Here is a 14434-nt window from a genome sequence, read left to right as displayed (position 1 = left end):
AAAAAAGCCCCGGCCATCATGCCGGGGCTTTTTCGTTGAAGGCTGGTATCAGCGGATCGAACCGGTGGATTCCACATCCGGAACGCCGAAAGGCGGGAAGGGATTGCGTGAGCCGACGAAGGGGCCGTTGGTAATCGGATCGGGCAGTCGCCCCATGCCGAAGCGCTCGCCGTTTGGAGCATAGGGTGGGCTGAGCAGATAGGCTTGTGTTTGCCCGTAACCCGTAACGCCTGGATTGATCGAATCCGGTGCTACGACATTGCCGGGATCGAGGAAGCTGCGGGGCTGAACGCGGAACGTGAGGGGTCGGTCTCGCGTCTGCGCCTCGGCCACCACGCTGAAAGCGGTGATCGAAGCCAGCGAAGCCAAGCCGACGAGAGCGAAGCGGCGCATGGTGAAATCTCCAGATTGGGCGCAGCCTATCGGCCGGGCACCGGCTTTCAAGAAACTCAGGAACCACTAGAACAAGGCAACCTGCTTGAAATGGTTCCTTCCCATCGTAGAGTGCTCCCAAAGAGTGACCTGGATCGCAGAGGACAATCGACAGTGCAGAAGCATGCGAAACCGCCTTTCGATCTCTTCGGCAAGGAAGGGTTGACCCTTCTGGGCGATAAGCCGCTCGTCGCCGAGACGCCGGAATCTCTCCTTGATGACGAGACAACACCGATCTCGCGCTTCTTCGTCCGCAACAACGGCCTTCTGCCCGAGAAGGTCGAAATGCCGGAAGAGTGGCGCTTTACCGTCGATGGCGAGGTGGAGCGGGCGCTCGATCTGTCGCTTACGGATTTGAAGAACGGCTTTCGGCCGAAGAATTTTCGCATGGTGCTCGAATGCGGCGGCAACGGACGCTCGTTCTTCGAGCCCAAGGCCGAGGGCAATCCCTGGACCCATGGCGGCGTCGGCTGCGCGGAATGGACGGGTGTCTCGCTGAAAGACGTGCTGGAGGAAGCAGGCCTCAAACCCAGCGCCCTGTTCACGGGGCATTACGGGGCCGACCCCGACAAGAATGGAAGCCGCGAGCATCAAGCCATGTCGCGCGGCGTGCCCATCGCCAAGGCGCTCGAAGAACATACGCTGCTGGCCTGGGCCATGAATGGCGAGCCGCTGCCGTTTATCCATGGCGGGCCTTTGCGCCTCGTGGTGCCGGGCTGGCCCGGCTCGCTSAGCCAGAAATGGCTGAAGCGGATCTGGATCCGCGACCGGGAGCATGACGGCCCCGGCATGACGGGCCTGTCCTACCGGATGCCCGTTCGCCCGCTGCCGCCCGGGGCGGATGCGGAGGGCGTGGAACTGCGCGTGCTGGAATCGATGCCCGTGCGCAGCATCATCACCGCTCCCGCTGACGGCACCGGATTTGCTGCGGGCACGATGAGCATCGAGGTGCGCGGCGCGGCCTGGGCGGGCGACGACGAAGTGGTGCGTGTGGATTGCACCATCGACGGCGGCGCGACCTGGCTTCCCGCCACTATGACGTCACCGCGCAATCGCTATGACTGGGTGCGCTGGTGCGTGGAAATCCCGCTGAAAGGCGAGGGCTATTACGAGATCTTTGCCCGCGCCATCGACTCGGAGGGAAGAGCGCAGCCATTCCATGCCGCCAACTGGAATCCCAACGGCTATGGCTGCAACGTCATGCATAAGGTGGCGATTACGGTCGTGGCGGAGGCTTAGGGCCGATCGACGCCGTGCGCGCCGCCGATCCGCAGGCCTCGATGCGGTTGCCCTCTGCACGGGCGAACACCGCCTTCACGGAAGGGCTTCCCGCGCCCGAAAGTGTCAGTCCGTCGATGAAGCAGGTCAGCTGCACCTCGTCCACGTGTGCCGCAGCCGAGCCGCAGAGCCAGCCCTCGAACCCGAACCCGGCTTCGTTATGCGGGAAGCGGAAGGCCTGGCAATCCTGCTCGCGCGGCCCGGTGAGCGTGATGAGGGCCGCTTCCACTGGCCCGAACTTGGTGGCGACCATGCGGCTCTGGGCATTGCGCGAAACCGCAAGGCCGGCTTGCGCCGCCCGGCGCACGATGTCGATGAAGAAGCTCCTGGCCGGCTCGGTCGAGCCTTGCAGCAGGGTGACACGCGCGTGCCGCGCCTCGCCGAAGCGGCCGAGCATCAGGGTGTCCTCCCGGGCGCCGTTCGTATGCTGGCGCGCCTCGACCGTGACGGGCAGGGCGTTTTTCTCGAAGCCGTAGAGCGCAGCCGTCTGCGGGAGCGGGTTCCACATGGGAGCCGGCGCAACCAGCACCGAGACCGGAACGCCCTGGCGGCTCACAGGCTTTTCGTCGATGCCCTTGCGCGGGGCGAAATAGGCGAGCGTCGCCACGATGAGCGACGACATCAGGGTCATACGGAACCAGGGAAGCCGCCGCTTGCGCGCATGACGGGACGGGCGCTCGCTCTCGAACGCGTCCTCCTCATCCCACTCTGCCAAGCCGGCTCTCGCCATCGCGCTGTTCACATCCGTTGATCGGATCACCCAGCATGTTCTAGCGTAGCAGAAGCAAGCCTTCGAAAGGTTTTGCTAAGCAAGGTGAATCTAAGGTTACCGCCCTCTCCAGACTCAGGTGCGATTCATGCCCGTTCCCGTCGTCCGGCTGGCCGATCTCAAGGATGCGGCCGATGTCGCAGCCCTCGTGCGGGCCGTCGATCTTCACTATGCCGGCCCGGACGTGGCCCGGCCCATCGCACCGACCATCGCCATGGTGGAGCATTCCATGCGCGAGGCTGAAGGAACGCGCTATGCCCTGGCCTTCCTCGACGGACGCGCCGTGGGTCTCGCCTGCTTCGCCCTCCTGAGGCCGGGCTTCAGGCTTACGGGACTGCTGTTCCTGAAGGAGCTCTTCGTGGACAGCAGCGCGCGCGGGCAGGAGGTCGGGGCGGCCTTGATGCAATGGCTTGCGGCCTATGCCCGGGAGCAGGGCTTGACCCGCATCGATCTGACCACCGAGGCGAGCAACCAGGGCGCACGGGTATTCTACGAGCGGCTCGGGGCTGAGCAAAAAGACAAGGTTTTCTACCGGTTCAACCTCTCGACGGACGTTCTGACAGACGGCTGAAAATATAAAGCACGCAAAGAGAACCCTTGACGAAAGCTGGCCTTTGGTGTGTTGGTGACTTGATCGAAGCCCGACCGGGCTTGCGAATGGACGAAGGCAAATGGCGCTGCTCACTCACACGACGAGCAAAACGAAAACCGCCACGACGGCCGTCAAAACGACGGTCGAATAAGCCTCGTCGTCCCCGGTTCTCTCTCCCCACGGGGCGAGAGGCGACACCCGAACAGGGTCTTTTTATCTCCCGGGGAGAGCGACAACAGGAGAAGTCCAATGGGTTACAAGATCGCCGTCGTGGGTGCGACCGGCAATGTGGGCCGCGAGATGCTGAGCATCCTGGCCGAGCGTGCTTTCCCGGCCGATGAGGTGGTGGCGCTTGCTTCCCGCCGCAGCCAGGGAACGGAAGTCTCTTTCGGCGACAAGATCCTGAAGACGAAGACCCTGGACACTTACGATTTTTCCGACATCGACATCTGTCTCATGTCGGCGGGCGGCGAGGTCTCGAAGGAATGGTCGCCCAAGATCGCGGCGCAAGGCGCGGTGGTGATCGATAATTCCTCGGCCTGGCGCTACGACCCGGAGGTGCCGCTGGTGGTGCCGGAGGTGAATGCCGAGGCTTTGCGCGAGATCAAGAAGGGCATCGTCGCGAACCCGAACTGCTCCACGGCCCAGCTTGTCGTGGCGTTGAAGCCTCTTCACGACGCCGCCACCATCAAGCGCGTGGTCGTCGCCACCTACCAGTCGGTTTCCGGCGCGGGCAAGGACGGCATGGACGAACTCGACCGCCAGACCAAGGCGCTCTACTCGCTCCAGGATGTGCAGGAGAAGAAGTTCCCCAAGCGCATCGCCTTCAACCTGATCCCCCAGATCGACGTGTTCATGGAGGACGGGTACACGAAGGAAGAGTGGAAGATGATGGTCGAGACCAAGAAGATCCTCGACCCGAAGATCAAGCTCACCGCCACCTGCGTGCGCGTGCCGGTCTTCATCAGCCACTCGGAAGCGGTGAACGTGGAATTCGAGAAGCCGATCACGGCGGACGAGGCCCGCGACATCCTGCGCGCGGCTCCCGGCGTTCTCGTGATCGATAAGCGCGAGCCCGGCGGCTACATCACGCCTCACGAGGCCGCCGGCGAGGACGCCACCTACATCTCCCGCATCCGCGAGGACATCACGGTCGAGAACGGCCTGTCCTTCTGGTGCGTCTCCGACAACCTGCGCAAGGGCGCCGCGCTGAACGCGATCCAGATCGCCGAAGCCATGGCCAATCGCGGCCTGCTGAAGTCGAAGAAGCAGGCGGCGTAAGCGTCGATCTCGTGAAAATGGAAAAGGCCGCCTTCGGGCGGCCTTTTTGTTGCGCGGCTTCATACCCACAATCCTCATCCTGAGGGCTTTGAGGGAGGCGAAAGCCGGCTTAAGTCGTCTCCCCGCTCTCCACCTTGAGCGGCGCGTCGATGGTGCACACCACACCATCCGGAGCGAAATCGATCTTCGCCTCGCCCGCGAGCTGTCCTTGGGCCAGGCTGCGCTCGACGAGGCGCGTGCCGAAACCGCGGCGCTTGGGCGGCGTGACGGAGGGGCCGCCTTTCTCCTCCCATCTCAAGACGATGTGAGGCACCTCCCGCGTGTGGTCCACGCGCCAGTTGATTTCAACCTTGCCCGTCTCGTTCGATAACGCGCCGTACTTGACGGCGTTGGTTGCAAGTTCCTGGAGCGCCATGGCAAGGGCCAGGGTCGTGTTGGGTGGCAGCCTGATTTCGTCTCCATGGTAGTGGATGCGGTTGTGGCCCGCCGTCTGAAAGGGCTGCATCGCGTGGCTGACGACCTCCCTGATCCAGGCTCCGTCCCAATTCTCGCGCGTGAGCACGTCATGGGCGCGCGAGAGCGCGAACAGGCGCGACTCGATGGCCTCCTTGGCCGCTTGCGTCGAGCCTGCCGTGCGCAGGGTTTGGGAAGCGATGGATTGCACTGTCGCGAGAGTGTTCTTGACCCTATGGTTCAGCTCGTTGAGCAGAAGCCGCTGATGCTCCTCCGAGCGAATGCGCTCCGTGACATCGCTGCCCTCGGCGAAGATGCCGGTGATCTGACCGTTGCCGTCGCGGATCGGCTGGTAGACGAAATCGACGAAGCGCTGCTCAGCTTCCTTGGAGGGATCGCGCTGTAGAAAAACCGAGAGGCTGCGGCCGACGAAAGGCTCCTGCGTTTGGTAGACTTGGTCGAGGAGCTGCTCGAAGCCCTGGTCGGCAATCTCCGGCAGCGCCTCCGCGACCGGTTTGCCGACGATCTCGCGGCGGCCGACCAATTGGTAATAAGCCTCGTTGGCCAACTCGAAAACATGGTTGGGTCCGTTGAAGATCACCATGAAGCCGGGCGCCTGGTGGAAGAGTTCGCGAAGACGATCCTTTTCCGCGATCATCCGGCGCTCCGCGAGCACCCGCTCCGTCGTTTCCACGACGATGGCGAGAACCCCGCCGGGCTTGCCGGTTTCATCGATGACCGGGCTGTAGTCCAGGTTCATCCAGACCTGTTCGGGAACGTTGTTGCGATAAAGTGTGAGCTCCTGATCCTGGTAGGAGAGCGTGCCGCCCGCCATGCCGACCCGCATCACGTTGGCGTTGAAATCCGCAACCTCCGCCCAGCCCTCCAGAACCTTGGAGCCGAGGAGGCGCGGGTGCCGCCTGCCGGCAAAGATCGTGTAGGCATCGTTGTAGATCATGATCCCATCCGACCCCCAGAGGAGAACCATAGGGATCGGCGAACGCAGCATGATGCTGATGGTGGTTCTCAAGCTTTGAGGCCACCTGTCCATGGGCCCCATGGACGTGCTGGCCCATTCGAAGCTTTGCATGAGGGCCGACATTTCCCCGCCGCCTGCGAGGAAGTCAGCTGGTGCCGTTCTCAGATTACCGTGCACAGGGACCGGCCCAGGAGCGCACGAGGCCGCTCTGCAGGTGGAAGCTGAGACGTCCCAGCTGCGGGTTCGGACTGATCATGAATGTTATTTCGTGGTGCGTCGGTGATGGTGCCGGACCGAGTTTGCCTTTGGACCGGCTGCCGCTGAACATATATCGGATATATGTAACGCGCACACCGTGACAATTGCTTCATTACTCAAACGAGTGACGACGTCGGCCGTCTTTCTCCGAGAATTGCAGTCCTGATCCTGCGGTCACGCTGCTCGCGCGCTCGAAGCAGTCATCAGACCTTCGTAGCTTCTTCAGACCGTATCTGCGGAACCTGCTGACTCGACTGCATCGCCCGGCCAGCGGAACTGGGCGTCACCTGACAAAGGCGAACCTCGAATGAGATGCGGCAATGCCCGTTGCCATCGAGATCGATGCTGGTCCCATATTCGGCCAAAATGTCCTTGACGATGCCGAGGCCGAGACCGCTCGAAGCCGGGTCGTTTCGCGACGGGACGCCGCGTTCGGGCAGCCCGCCATCGGTGCCTCCTGAAAAGCCGGGGCCGTCGTCCTCGATGATGATCCGGGCGTTCCGGCCCATCCGCTCGAGGCGAATAGTGACGCGGGTCTTGGCCCATTTTCTGGCATTGTCGAGAAGATTACCCATGACCTCCCCGAAGTCATGAGGGTCCATGTTGACGCCCAGATCGGCAGGGATCTCGGTTTGCCAAATAAGCTGATCGCCTTTGGGCATATGCTGCATCAGCCTCAGGAGGCGGGCGACTGTCTCGTCGGCTTGCGCAAAATCACCATGCCCGACCGATGCGCCGCTGGTGCGGGCGCGGGCGACCTCGTGTTCCACATGGGTCGAGATCGTCTCCAGCTGCTCCCGGATGCGCTTTGCCTCATCGTCCAGGCCCGCCTGTTCGAGGCGCCGCACCTCGCCTCCGAGAATCGTCAGCGGCGTTTTCAGACCGTGGGCCAGAGCGCCGGCGCGGTCTCGCGCCTTGCGCACGAGATTCTCCTGACGGTCGAGCAGCTTGTTGATGCTGTCGACCAGAGGCGCGACCTCATCGGGGAAACGCTTCGTCATGCGCCGGATCTGTCCGCTCTGAACGGCGTTCAGCTCCTGGCCCACCGCCCGCAGCGGGCGAAGACCCAGCCAGAGCTGCAGCCAGGCAAACAGGACGAGAACCATCGCGATGGGAATCAGGACGCGGGTGACGTCCCATCCGAAAGCCTGCCGCAGCTCCACGACCTGCTTGTGGTCGAGAGCGACCGCAAGGCTGAGAACGCGGGGGCTATCCTCGCCGTCGAGCGTGACGTTCCGCTCGACTACATAAAGCTCCGCGCCATCCGGCCCCTCGACCTCGTAGGCCTTCTCGCCATCGGAAGCCTGCCGGGATCCTGCTCCGGGAAGATCCTTGTCCCAGAGCGAGCGCGACCGCATGATCGGGCGTCCATTCTCGGTGACCTGCCAATACGCGCCGCCATATGGCTGGTGGTAGCGCGGATCCGTCAGCCTGTGGCTGAGACCGGCCTCGCCTTCCGCGCCGAATGCGGCCGCGAGCGCCGTCCAACGGACATTGAGATCCTGTTCCACGTAGCGCAGAACCTGCCGCTCGAAGAACACCACGAGGGACGCCCCCGCGACCCCGATGGTCACGACGATGGACATGATGGCGACGGCCAGCAGCCGCAGGCGGATGGAGTTCCTTGTCATGATGACGGTGCCTCCATGATGTAGCCGTGGCCGCGACGGGTTCCGATGGTGTCCGACCCGATCTTGCGCCGAAGGCGGGCGACCAGAGCCTCGACGGCATTGCTCTCGGGCTCGTCCGTTCCGTAGACGTGCTCCACGAGCTCGCTCTGGGGAACGACGCGGTTCCGGTTATGCGCCAGGTACCGCAACAGCCGGAACTCCAGCGGCGACAGTTCGATGGCCCTGCCGTTGATCATCACCCGCAAGCGCCGCGTATCGATATGCAGCGGGCCGATCTCGATGAGGGGCGTGACGTGGCGCCCGACGCGGCGCAGCAGGGCGGCCAGGCGGGCGAGAAGCTCCTCCATCTCGAAGGGCTTGGTCAGGTAATCGTCGGCACCTGCGTCGATCCCCTCGACTCGCTGGAGCCAGGAGCCGCGCGCCGTGAGGACAAGGATCGGAACCACGCTCGCCTCCTCGCGCAAGCGCCGCACGATGGACAATCCGTCCAGTTTGGGAAGGCCGAGATCGAGGATGACGGCATCGTAGTCTTCCGTCGATGCGCGGAACCAGCCCTCTTCCCCATCGCTGGCGATGTCCACCACATAGCCGGTCGCGGACAAGGCGCTCTCGATGTCCTTGGCAATCGCCCGTTCATCCTCGATGAGAAGAACTCTCAATCAACGTCTCCTGATCTGGAGAATCCGGTTGGCCCGGGCATCGACGACGACCTCGAGATAATGCCGCTCCCGGGTCAGGATGAGGAATTCATAACGCCATTCGCCGCTCCAGGACTGACGCAGGTCCACCTCCAGGACTTGGCCCGGAACAGCCTTGGACACGGTGGGAAGCACGACCCCTAAGCCCAAGGCCCAACCGTGAGAGACCGCATCGCGGGCGTTCTCCGATGAGGTGCTGCCCCAGCCGGTCCTGCCCTGCATCGCGTCGCCGCCGCGTCCTCGGCCTCGTCCCTGCCCGCCGTCATCATCGCCTCCACGGCCCCTGCCGCGACCGCCATCGTCGTTCCCGCCGCCAGGACCCCGGTTGTCACCGCCTCGGTTATCACCACCACGGTCGTCGCCACCCCGGTTGTCACGGCCGCCGTCATCGCCGCCGCCCCGGCCGCTGTTGTCTCCCCCATGGCCGCCATCGCCACCGCCATGGCCCCCTCCGTCGCCACCGCCGCCGCTGTCGCCGTCCTTGGCGAACGAGACCGTCGGCCAGGAGGTCGCCATCGCGGCCAAGACGAGCAGGGACAACAGGACAATGAGGCAACGCCGGATCATGAGCACTTCCAAAGTGCTCCAGCATAGCACGCCCAAGCTGATATTTCGCTGACATGGCCCGTCAGGTTCGCATGCCACGCCTTGCCTAGTCTCCCTCTGCATCGGCGCGGTTCCGTGGCGCCATGGATGAAGGGAGAGAGACGATGTTGAACCAGCTCAAGACGAAGCAGTCCAAGAATGGGCATCACAAGAATGGATCGAGCATCCTCGTGCTCAGTGCAATCCTGGTATCGCTGACAGCGGCGAGTGTTCCTGCCGTGGTCGCCGACGCGCTCATGTCGCCGGCCATGGCACGGGGCGGCGACGGCGGCGGCCATGGTGGCCGCGGCGGTGACGATAGTGGTGGGGGCAGCAGGGGTAGCCGTGGCGGTGACGATAACGGCGGCGACAACAGAGGCGGTCGTGGCGGGAGCAGTGATGACAACGGAGGCGCACGTTCCGGGAGCGGAGGCGGTGGCCGAGACGACCGTAGCGGAGATGATCGTGGTGGCGACCGCTCAGGCCGAAGCTCGGGCCGTGACGACAACCGGGCGGACGATCGCGGACGCGGCAGGGGCCGGGGAGAGGACGATGTCTCTCGCGCGCAGGACGACCGGCGCGGAGGCCGCGGCGTGGATGACAGAACTCAAACCCGCAACCGCACCGAGGATCGGACCAGAACCCAGACGCAGACCCAAACCCGGACACGAACCCGCGGCGCCGATGATCTCGTCGTCAGGCGCGTTCGCGACCGCAGAGTGGACGATGACGCCTTCGACGATAACGGCGGGCGGGTCGACCGCGACAACCGCTTCGAGCCTGGCGATGATCGCAGGCTGAACGGCCAGTAACGTCCGCCATGACGAGATCGGTTGCGGGGTTCTCAACCCCGCGACCGGAGCCTACGGCTCGACCTGACGCGCCGAAAACATCGAAAACCGCTCCGGCACACCTTCCACCGCCGGCTTGAACTCTCCGGTTTCAGGATCGCGCACCAGCAGCACGCCGGTGGCTACGCCGAAATAGGCGCCGTGGAGCTGCAACTTGCCGCGCTCCACCAGAATGCGCACGCAGGGGAATGTCATCAGGTTCTTGAGGCTGTTCTCGACGGCGGCGAGTTCGAGGCGCGGCAGGTATTCTTCCAGATTGCCGTTATGAGGTCCGAGGCGCTCGCCGGCGGGCTTGATCAGGTTCATCCAGCGGCCGATGAAATCGCCGGGCGAGAGTGGGGCGGTGTCGTCGGCAAAGGCGCGCACGCCGCCGCAGCGGGCATGGCCCAACACCACGATGTGTTTCACACGAAGCGCCTGCACGGCGAATTCGAGCGCCGCCGAGGTGCCGTGATAATCGCCGCCGGTCTCAAAAGGCGGCACGAGGTTCGCCACGTTGCGCACCACGAAGAGTTCGCCCGGGCTCGCGTCAAAAATCACCTCCGGCGAGACGCGGCTGTCGCAGCAGCCGATCACCATCACCTCCGGCTTCTGGCCCTTTTCGGCCAGGGCTTCGAAGCGGCCCTTCTCGCGCGGGAAGCGGTCGTCCAGAAAGGCCTGGTAGCCTTCGGTCAGGCGCTGCGGAAACATGGATCGCTCCTTACGTCATGGTTGAATGATGTCGGCGAGCTTGCCGAGTTCGACATTGGCCCCGCACAGAAGCACGCCGATCCGCTCGCCCGAGCGGGGTTTATAGGCTCCCGAGAGCAGGGCCGCCAGAGCCGCCGCACCGCCGGGTTCCGAGGCGATGCGATAATCGCGCCAGAGCAGGCCTTGAGCATCGCGGATGGCGCCGTCGGTCACGAGCGCCACATGATCGACCGCGTCCTTGCAGATGGAATAGACGAGGTCGCCTGCCGCGCGGGCGCCGAGCGAATCGGCCGCCACGGAATCGACGTCCACATCGATGGGGTGACCGGCTTCGAGTGCCGCATGAAGCGCCCGCGAGCCTCCGGGCTCCACGCCCACCACCTTCACGCGGCCCGCCCACCAGCTCGCCACGCCGCTGATGAGACCACCACCGCCTACGGCTACCAGAACGGTGTCGAGGTCGGGCGCGTCCTGCTCCCATTCGAGCGCCGTCGTGCCTTGGCCCGCAATGGTGGTGTCCGCGTCGAAGGGATGGATACGCAACGCTCCGGTCTCGGCGACATAGGCATCGCAAGCCTCCTGCGCATCCGCGTAGCGCGCGCCGCCGATCACCACCTCCGCGCCATGGGAGCGAATGACCGCGATCTTCGCGGGACTTGAAATCTCGGGCACGAAGATGCGCGCCGTCACGCCGAGCTGCTTCGCAGCATAAGCTACGGCAGCCCCGTGATTGCCGCCGGAAGCCGCCGCCACGCCCGCTTCAGGAACGGGTTTCGACAACAGGGTGTTGAACGCGCCGCGTGTCTTGAACGAGCCCGCATGCTGCAGGAATTCGAGCTTCAGGCTCATCGGGCCGTCATGGTCGAAGGCGTGCTCCATGTTCCAAGTCGGCGTTCGGCGCACATGCGGGGCGATGCGGGCATGGGCCGCTTCGATATCGGCGCGGGAGATGGTCATGAGCAACCTCTGAGCGTCCAGATGGCGACCGGCAGGCCGTGGGCGTCACGGCCGGGCGGGTCGGGAAAGCATTGACCTCCACCTCTCGCGATATCCAGCGCCACGGTCAACCCCGCCAGAGCATCGAGCAGGTCATCGCTCGCCGCACCTCTGGGCGCGGGCCTGTGAACCAGTTCCTCAGGCAATCCAGCCCTTATGAGAAGTGTTCGGCGCAGCTCCATGCCGGGCGGATAAGGCGTGCCCTTCACCTTCTTCGGCTCATGCAGGGCGCGCTCACCGTTGAGCGCCCAGAAGGCGAGTTCCGGATGCACCTCGTAGACGCGGCTCACGAGATCCGGCCGCGTGAGCAGAAGCGCATCCACCTCGCGGATCTTGGCGAAAATCGCAAAGCCCTGCCGCGACACCTTACGCGGCGGGTTGGAGGTCGCGAGCGCCAACGCGCAGGCTTCCCGGTAATCGGCGGCATGGACCGCCTGCCGCGCGGGAATCGCGAAGACCGAGGATTGCCGCTGGCCGAGAAGCGGGCGGATCAGCCGTTCCGGCGCGCGCCCGGAGCCTTCGGTGGATTCAGGCAATCCGATCGGCATATCGACCGCGATGATCGCAGGCGCTTCCGGCGCACCCGCGATCGCGTCCAGCGTGGGAGCGACCATGATGCGGGCGGAGGCTGCGTTGCCCATTTCCATGAGCACCGCGATCCAGCCGGCTCTGCAACCATCCACGCCCGCAACCCACATGCAATACTCTCCTTGTCATCCCCGGCGGCCAAAGGTCGGGAAGGGGATCCACCCACCAGCGTTGCGCTATGGATCTCCTTCCCCCCTCCGCTGACGCTTCGGCCGGGAATGACATTAACCGGCGTGCCTATTACAACGAATGGCATTCGAGGAACCAACATGCCCGTCATTCGCCCGCGTCGTACCGCTCTCTACATGCCCGGCTCCAACGCCCGCGCGGTGGAGAAGGCGAAAACGCTGCCTGCCGACGCCGTGATCTTCGATCTGGAGGATGCGGTCGCGCCCGAATCCAAGGCGCAGGCGCGCGATGGCGTGTGCGCTGCGGTGAGGGCTGGCGGCTACGGCTCGCGGGAACTCGTGATCCGCATCAATGGCCTCACGACGGCTTGGGCCGAGGACGATCTCGCGGCCGCTGCCGCCGCAATGCCCGATGCGATCCTGATACCGAAAGTGTCGTCGCCGGATGATCTCCTGAAGGTCGGAGCGCGCCTGCAAGCGCTCGGCGCACCGGATCAGGTGCGGGTGTGGGCAATGATCGAGACGCCGCTTGCGATTCTCGATGCCAAAGCCATCGCCGCTGTGGCGCACAACAAGATCTCGCGCCTGTCCTGCTTCGTCATGGGCACGAACGATCTGGCCAAGGAAACCCGCGCACGCCTGAGTGCGGGACGTAAGCCGATGATGCCATGGCTGATGACGGCGCTCGCGGCGGCGCGCGCCTCCGGCATCGATATTCTCGACGGCGTCTACAACGATCTCTCCGACGAAGAAGGTTTCCGCGCCGAGTGCAGCGAGGGCCGCGATTGCGGATTCGACGGCAAGACGGTGATCCATCCCAACCAGATCGCAGCGGCCAACGAAATCTTCGCGCCGTCAGATCAGGAGATCGAGAGCGCCCGCGCCATCGTCGCCGCGTTCGAGGAACCGCAGAACGCGGGCAAGGGTGCGATCAACTTGAACGGCCGCATGGTCGAGCGGCTCCATGCGGAGATGGCGCAGCGCACGCTGGCGGTGGCGGATGCGATTGAAAAGCGCGGATAACAGCAAGCTGTCATCCCGGGGCTGCGGAGCAGAACCCAGGATCGCGTGCAGAATAATAATCCGAAACTCGACGTTGTCATTCCCGCGAAGGCGGGAACCCATAACAACCGCAGACGCAGTATGAAGCGAGCGGCTGCCATAGCGCCCTTCTTGGTGCCGTTGTGGTTATGGGCTCGCCTTCGGCGCCCCGGAATGACAGAGGGGCGTGTTTTATCTTTCACACGATCCCGGATCTGCACTGCGCTTCGTCCGGGATGACGGTGTTTGAACGAGTGTTATGAAAACTGCCCTCAATCCGTCAGCGGCCGCGCCTCTTCCGGCAGCATGATCGGGATGCCGTCGCGGATCGGGTAGGCGAGTTTCGCGCGGCGGCTGATGAGTTCCTGGCGCGCGGAATCGTATTCCAGCGTTTCCTTGGTGAGCGGGCACACGAGAAGCTCGAGGAGCTTGGGGTCGATGCGCGTGGCTTCGACGGGCGTAGGCGCATCCGGCTGCGATGTCGTGTCTGGAACCATGGTTTGTCCTATTGCAGCGTCGAGTCGGAGCCGACGGCGCCGCGAGCCAGTTCGATTTCGGTGAGCGCGATCAGTACTTCCGCGCGGGTCTTGAGATTCGGTGCTTCGAGGAGCGCCTGTTTCTCGCGCACGCCGAAGGGGCTCATCATGCACAGGGCGTTGACCAGGGCTTCGTTGGGCGCTTCCTCGATGCCGCGCCAATCCACCTTCACATGCGCCGCATCCACGAAATCGCGGAGCGCCTTCACCACGCCGGCGCGGTCCACTTCCGTTTCGCCTGCGCGTGCGGTGAGATCGCTGGCAAAGGGCTCGAAATTCACGCGGCAGCGGCGAAACAGGTCGATGGGCGGCAGCTCTTCCTCGACGCGAAAACGGGAGATGCCGATAAGCGTGATGAGATAGCGGCCGTCGCCGGTTTCCGCCAGTTGCGTGATGCGCCCAGCGCAGCCCACCGAATAGAGCCTCGGGATCACGGAGGATGGATCGCTCTCCGCATCGGGCTGGATCATACCGATCACCCGGTCGCCCCTGAGCGCCTCATCCACCATGGCGAGATAGCGCGGCTCGAAGATGTTGAGCGGCATCTGTCCGCGCGGCAGCAGAAGCGCGCCGGGGAGAGGGAAAACGGGGATGACCGACGGGCAATCTTCAGGCCCACGGTATGCCACGTTCATTCCCATGCCGATC

The 14434-nt window shown here is 64.3% G+C and carries 16 protein-coding genes; 5 read left to right on the top strand and 11 right to left on the bottom strand.

The features are described 5' to 3' along the window. Positions 1–48: 48 nt before the first annotated feature. Complete coding sequence (locus ACXJKO_RS00635; protein WP_457089131.1) at positions 49–393, bottom strand: hypothetical protein; 345 nt, start codon at positions 391–393, stop codon at positions 49–51. A gap of 153 nt (positions 394–546) precedes the next feature. On the opposite strand from ACXJKO_RS00635, the gene ACXJKO_RS00630 reads away from it, so the two are divergent. Further along, entirely contained in the window at positions 547–1671 is a 1125-nt protein-coding gene (locus tag ACXJKO_RS00630) for a sulfite oxidase (protein WP_457089130.1), read from the top strand. Here ACXJKO_RS00630 and ACXJKO_RS00625 read toward each other — a convergent pair. Continuing rightward, positions 1649–2470, bottom strand: a complete 822-nt coding sequence (locus tag ACXJKO_RS00625) for a hypothetical protein (protein ID WP_457089129.1) — start codon at positions 2468–2470, stop codon at positions 1649–1651. The genes ACXJKO_RS00630 and ACXJKO_RS00625 overlap by 23 nt on opposite strands. A 97-nt stretch (positions 2471–2567) precedes the next feature. On the opposite strand from ACXJKO_RS00625, the gene ACXJKO_RS00620 reads away from it, so the two are divergent. Next, a complete protein-coding gene (locus tag ACXJKO_RS00620; protein ID WP_457089128.1) occupies positions 2568–3050 on the top strand; it encodes an N-acetyltransferase family protein in 483 nt (160 codons plus the stop codon). Positions 3051–3320: 270 nt separating this feature from the next. Further along, a complete protein-coding gene (locus tag ACXJKO_RS00615) occupies positions 3321–4352 on the top strand; it encodes an aspartate-semialdehyde dehydrogenase (RefSeq protein WP_457089127.1) in 1032 nt (343 codons plus the stop codon). Positions 4353–4461: 109 nt separating this feature from the next. Here the strand turns inward: ACXJKO_RS00615 and ACXJKO_RS00610 are convergent, their stop codons facing one another. The 4 genes from ACXJKO_RS00610 to ACXJKO_RS00595 all read right to left on the bottom strand — a co-directional run bounded on the left by ACXJKO_RS00610 (position 4462) and on the right by ACXJKO_RS00595 (position 8938). Next, entirely contained in the window at positions 4462–5793 is a 1332-nt protein-coding gene (locus tag ACXJKO_RS00610) for a sensor histidine kinase (protein WP_457089191.1), read from the bottom strand. Between the two features lie 452 nt (positions 5794–6245). Continuing rightward, positions 6246–7673, bottom strand: coding sequence for a sensor histidine kinase (locus ACXJKO_RS00605; RefSeq protein ID WP_457089126.1), 1428 nt, complete (start codon positions 7671–7673; stop codon positions 6246–6248). After that, positions 7670–8332 (bottom strand): response regulator transcription factor, encoded by a 663-nt coding sequence (locus ACXJKO_RS00600; RefSeq protein ID WP_457089125.1) that lies wholly within the window; start codon positions 8330–8332, stop codon positions 7670–7672. Before ACXJKO_RS00600 ends, ACXJKO_RS00605 begins: the two co-directional genes overlap by 4 nt. After that, positions 8333–8938, bottom strand: a complete 606-nt coding sequence (locus ACXJKO_RS00595) for a PepSY domain-containing protein (RefSeq protein WP_457089124.1) — start codon at positions 8936–8938, stop codon at positions 8333–8335. A gap of 143 nt (positions 8939–9081) precedes the next feature. Here ACXJKO_RS00595 and ACXJKO_RS00590 point away from each other — a divergent pair, with 143 nt between their 5' ends. Next, positions 9082–9768, top strand: coding sequence for a hypothetical protein (locus tag ACXJKO_RS00590; protein WP_457089123.1), 687 nt, complete (start codon positions 9082–9084; stop codon positions 9766–9768). A gap of 51 nt (positions 9769–9819) precedes the next feature. Here the strand turns inward: ACXJKO_RS00590 and ACXJKO_RS00585 are convergent, their stop codons facing one another. Genes ACXJKO_RS00585 through ACXJKO_RS00575 form a run of 3 tightly spaced genes read right to left on the bottom strand, consistent with a single transcriptional unit; the run spans position 9820 to position 12191 of the window. Next, entirely contained in the window at positions 9820–10497 is a 678-nt protein-coding gene (locus ACXJKO_RS00585) for a carbonic anhydrase (RefSeq protein ID WP_457089122.1), read from the bottom strand. Between the two features lie 15 nt (positions 10498–10512). Beyond that, positions 10513–11454, bottom strand: a complete 942-nt coding sequence (locus ACXJKO_RS00580) for a threonine/serine dehydratase (protein ID WP_457089121.1) — start codon at positions 11452–11454, stop codon at positions 10513–10515. Beyond that, the gene (locus tag ACXJKO_RS00575; protein ID WP_457089120.1) at positions 11451–12191 is read right to left on the bottom strand and encodes a DUF429 domain-containing protein; all 741 of its coding nucleotides are present in this window, start codon (positions 12189–12191) and stop codon (positions 11451–11453) included. The genes ACXJKO_RS00580 and ACXJKO_RS00575 overlap by 4 nt, the downstream gene beginning before the upstream one ends. 159 nt (positions 12192–12350) lie before the next feature. Between ACXJKO_RS00575 and ACXJKO_RS00570 the strand changes: the two genes are divergently transcribed. Continuing rightward, complete coding sequence (locus tag ACXJKO_RS00570) at positions 12351–13232, top strand: HpcH/HpaI aldolase/citrate lyase family protein (protein WP_457089119.1); 882 nt, start codon at positions 12351–12353, stop codon at positions 13230–13232. Positions 13233–13522: 290 nt separating this feature from the next. Here the strand turns inward: ACXJKO_RS00570 and ACXJKO_RS00565 are convergent, their stop codons facing one another. Both ACXJKO_RS00565 and ACXJKO_RS00560 read right to left on the bottom strand, forming a co-directional pair. Further along, positions 13523–13747 carry a Trm112 family protein gene (locus ACXJKO_RS00565; RefSeq protein ID WP_457089118.1) on the bottom strand — a complete coding sequence of 75 codons (225 nt, stop codon included), beginning with the start codon at positions 13745–13747 and terminating at the stop codon, positions 13523–13525. An 8-nt stretch (positions 13748–13755) separates the two neighbouring features. Further along, entirely contained in the window at positions 13756–14427 is a 672-nt protein-coding gene (locus ACXJKO_RS00560) for an LON peptidase substrate-binding domain-containing protein (protein ID WP_457089117.1), read from the bottom strand. Between the last annotated feature and the right edge of the window lie 7 nt (positions 14428–14434).

It is taken from the genome of Microvirga sp. P5_D2, assembly GCF_054049475.1.
This window is presented reverse-complemented; position numbering and strand designations above follow the sequence as displayed.

Bases quoted from the DNA above. Each gene is read 5' to 3' on its own strand.
- ACXJKO_RS00580 (WP_457089121.1), bottom strand. From the start codon at position 11,454: ATGACCATCTCCCGCGCCGATATCGAAGCGGCCCATGCCCGCATCGCC.
- ACXJKO_RS00590 (WP_457089123.1), top strand. From the start codon at position 9,082: ATGTTGAACCAGCTCAAGACGAAGCAGTCCAAGAATGGGCATCACAAG.
- ACXJKO_RS00565 (WP_457089118.1), bottom strand. From the start codon at position 13,747: ATGGTTCCAGACACGACATCGCAGCCGGATGCGCCTACGCCCGTCGAA.
- ACXJKO_RS00635 (WP_457089131.1), bottom strand. From the start codon at position 393: ATGCGCCGCTTCGCTCTCGTCGGCTTGGCTTCGCTGGCTTCGATCACC.
- ACXJKO_RS00620 (WP_457089128.1), top strand. From the start codon at position 2,568: ATGCCCGTTCCCGTCGTCCGGCTGGCCGATCTCAAGGATGCGGCCGAT.
- ACXJKO_RS00585 (WP_457089122.1), bottom strand. From the start codon at position 10,497: ATGTTTCCGCAGCGCCTGACCGAAGGCTACCAGGCCTTTCTGGACGAC.
- ACXJKO_RS00605 (WP_457089126.1), bottom strand. From the start codon at position 7,673: ATGACAAGGAACTCCATCCGCCTGCGGCTGCTGGCCGTCGCCATCATG.
- ACXJKO_RS00560 (WP_457089117.1), bottom strand. From the start codon at position 14,427: ATGGGAATGAACGTGGCATACCGTGGGCCTGAAGATTGCCCGTCGGTC.
- ACXJKO_RS00570 (WP_457089119.1), top strand. From the start codon at position 12,351: ATGCCCGTCATTCGCCCGCGTCGTACCGCTCTCTACATGCCCGGCTCC.
- ACXJKO_RS00615 (WP_457089127.1), top strand. From the start codon at position 3,321: ATGGGTTACAAGATCGCCGTCGTGGGTGCGACCGGCAATGTGGGCCGC.
- ACXJKO_RS00595 (WP_457089124.1), bottom strand. From the start codon at position 8,938: ATGATCCGGCGTTGCCTCATTGTCCTGTTGTCCCTGCTCGTCTTGGCC.
- ACXJKO_RS00610 (WP_457089191.1), bottom strand. From the start codon at position 5,793: ATGGTTCTCCTCTGGGGGTCGGATGGGATCATGATCTACAACGATGCC.
- ACXJKO_RS00575 (WP_457089120.1), bottom strand. From the start codon at position 12,191: ATGTGGGTTGCGGGCGTGGATGGTTGCAGAGCCGGCTGGATCGCGGTG.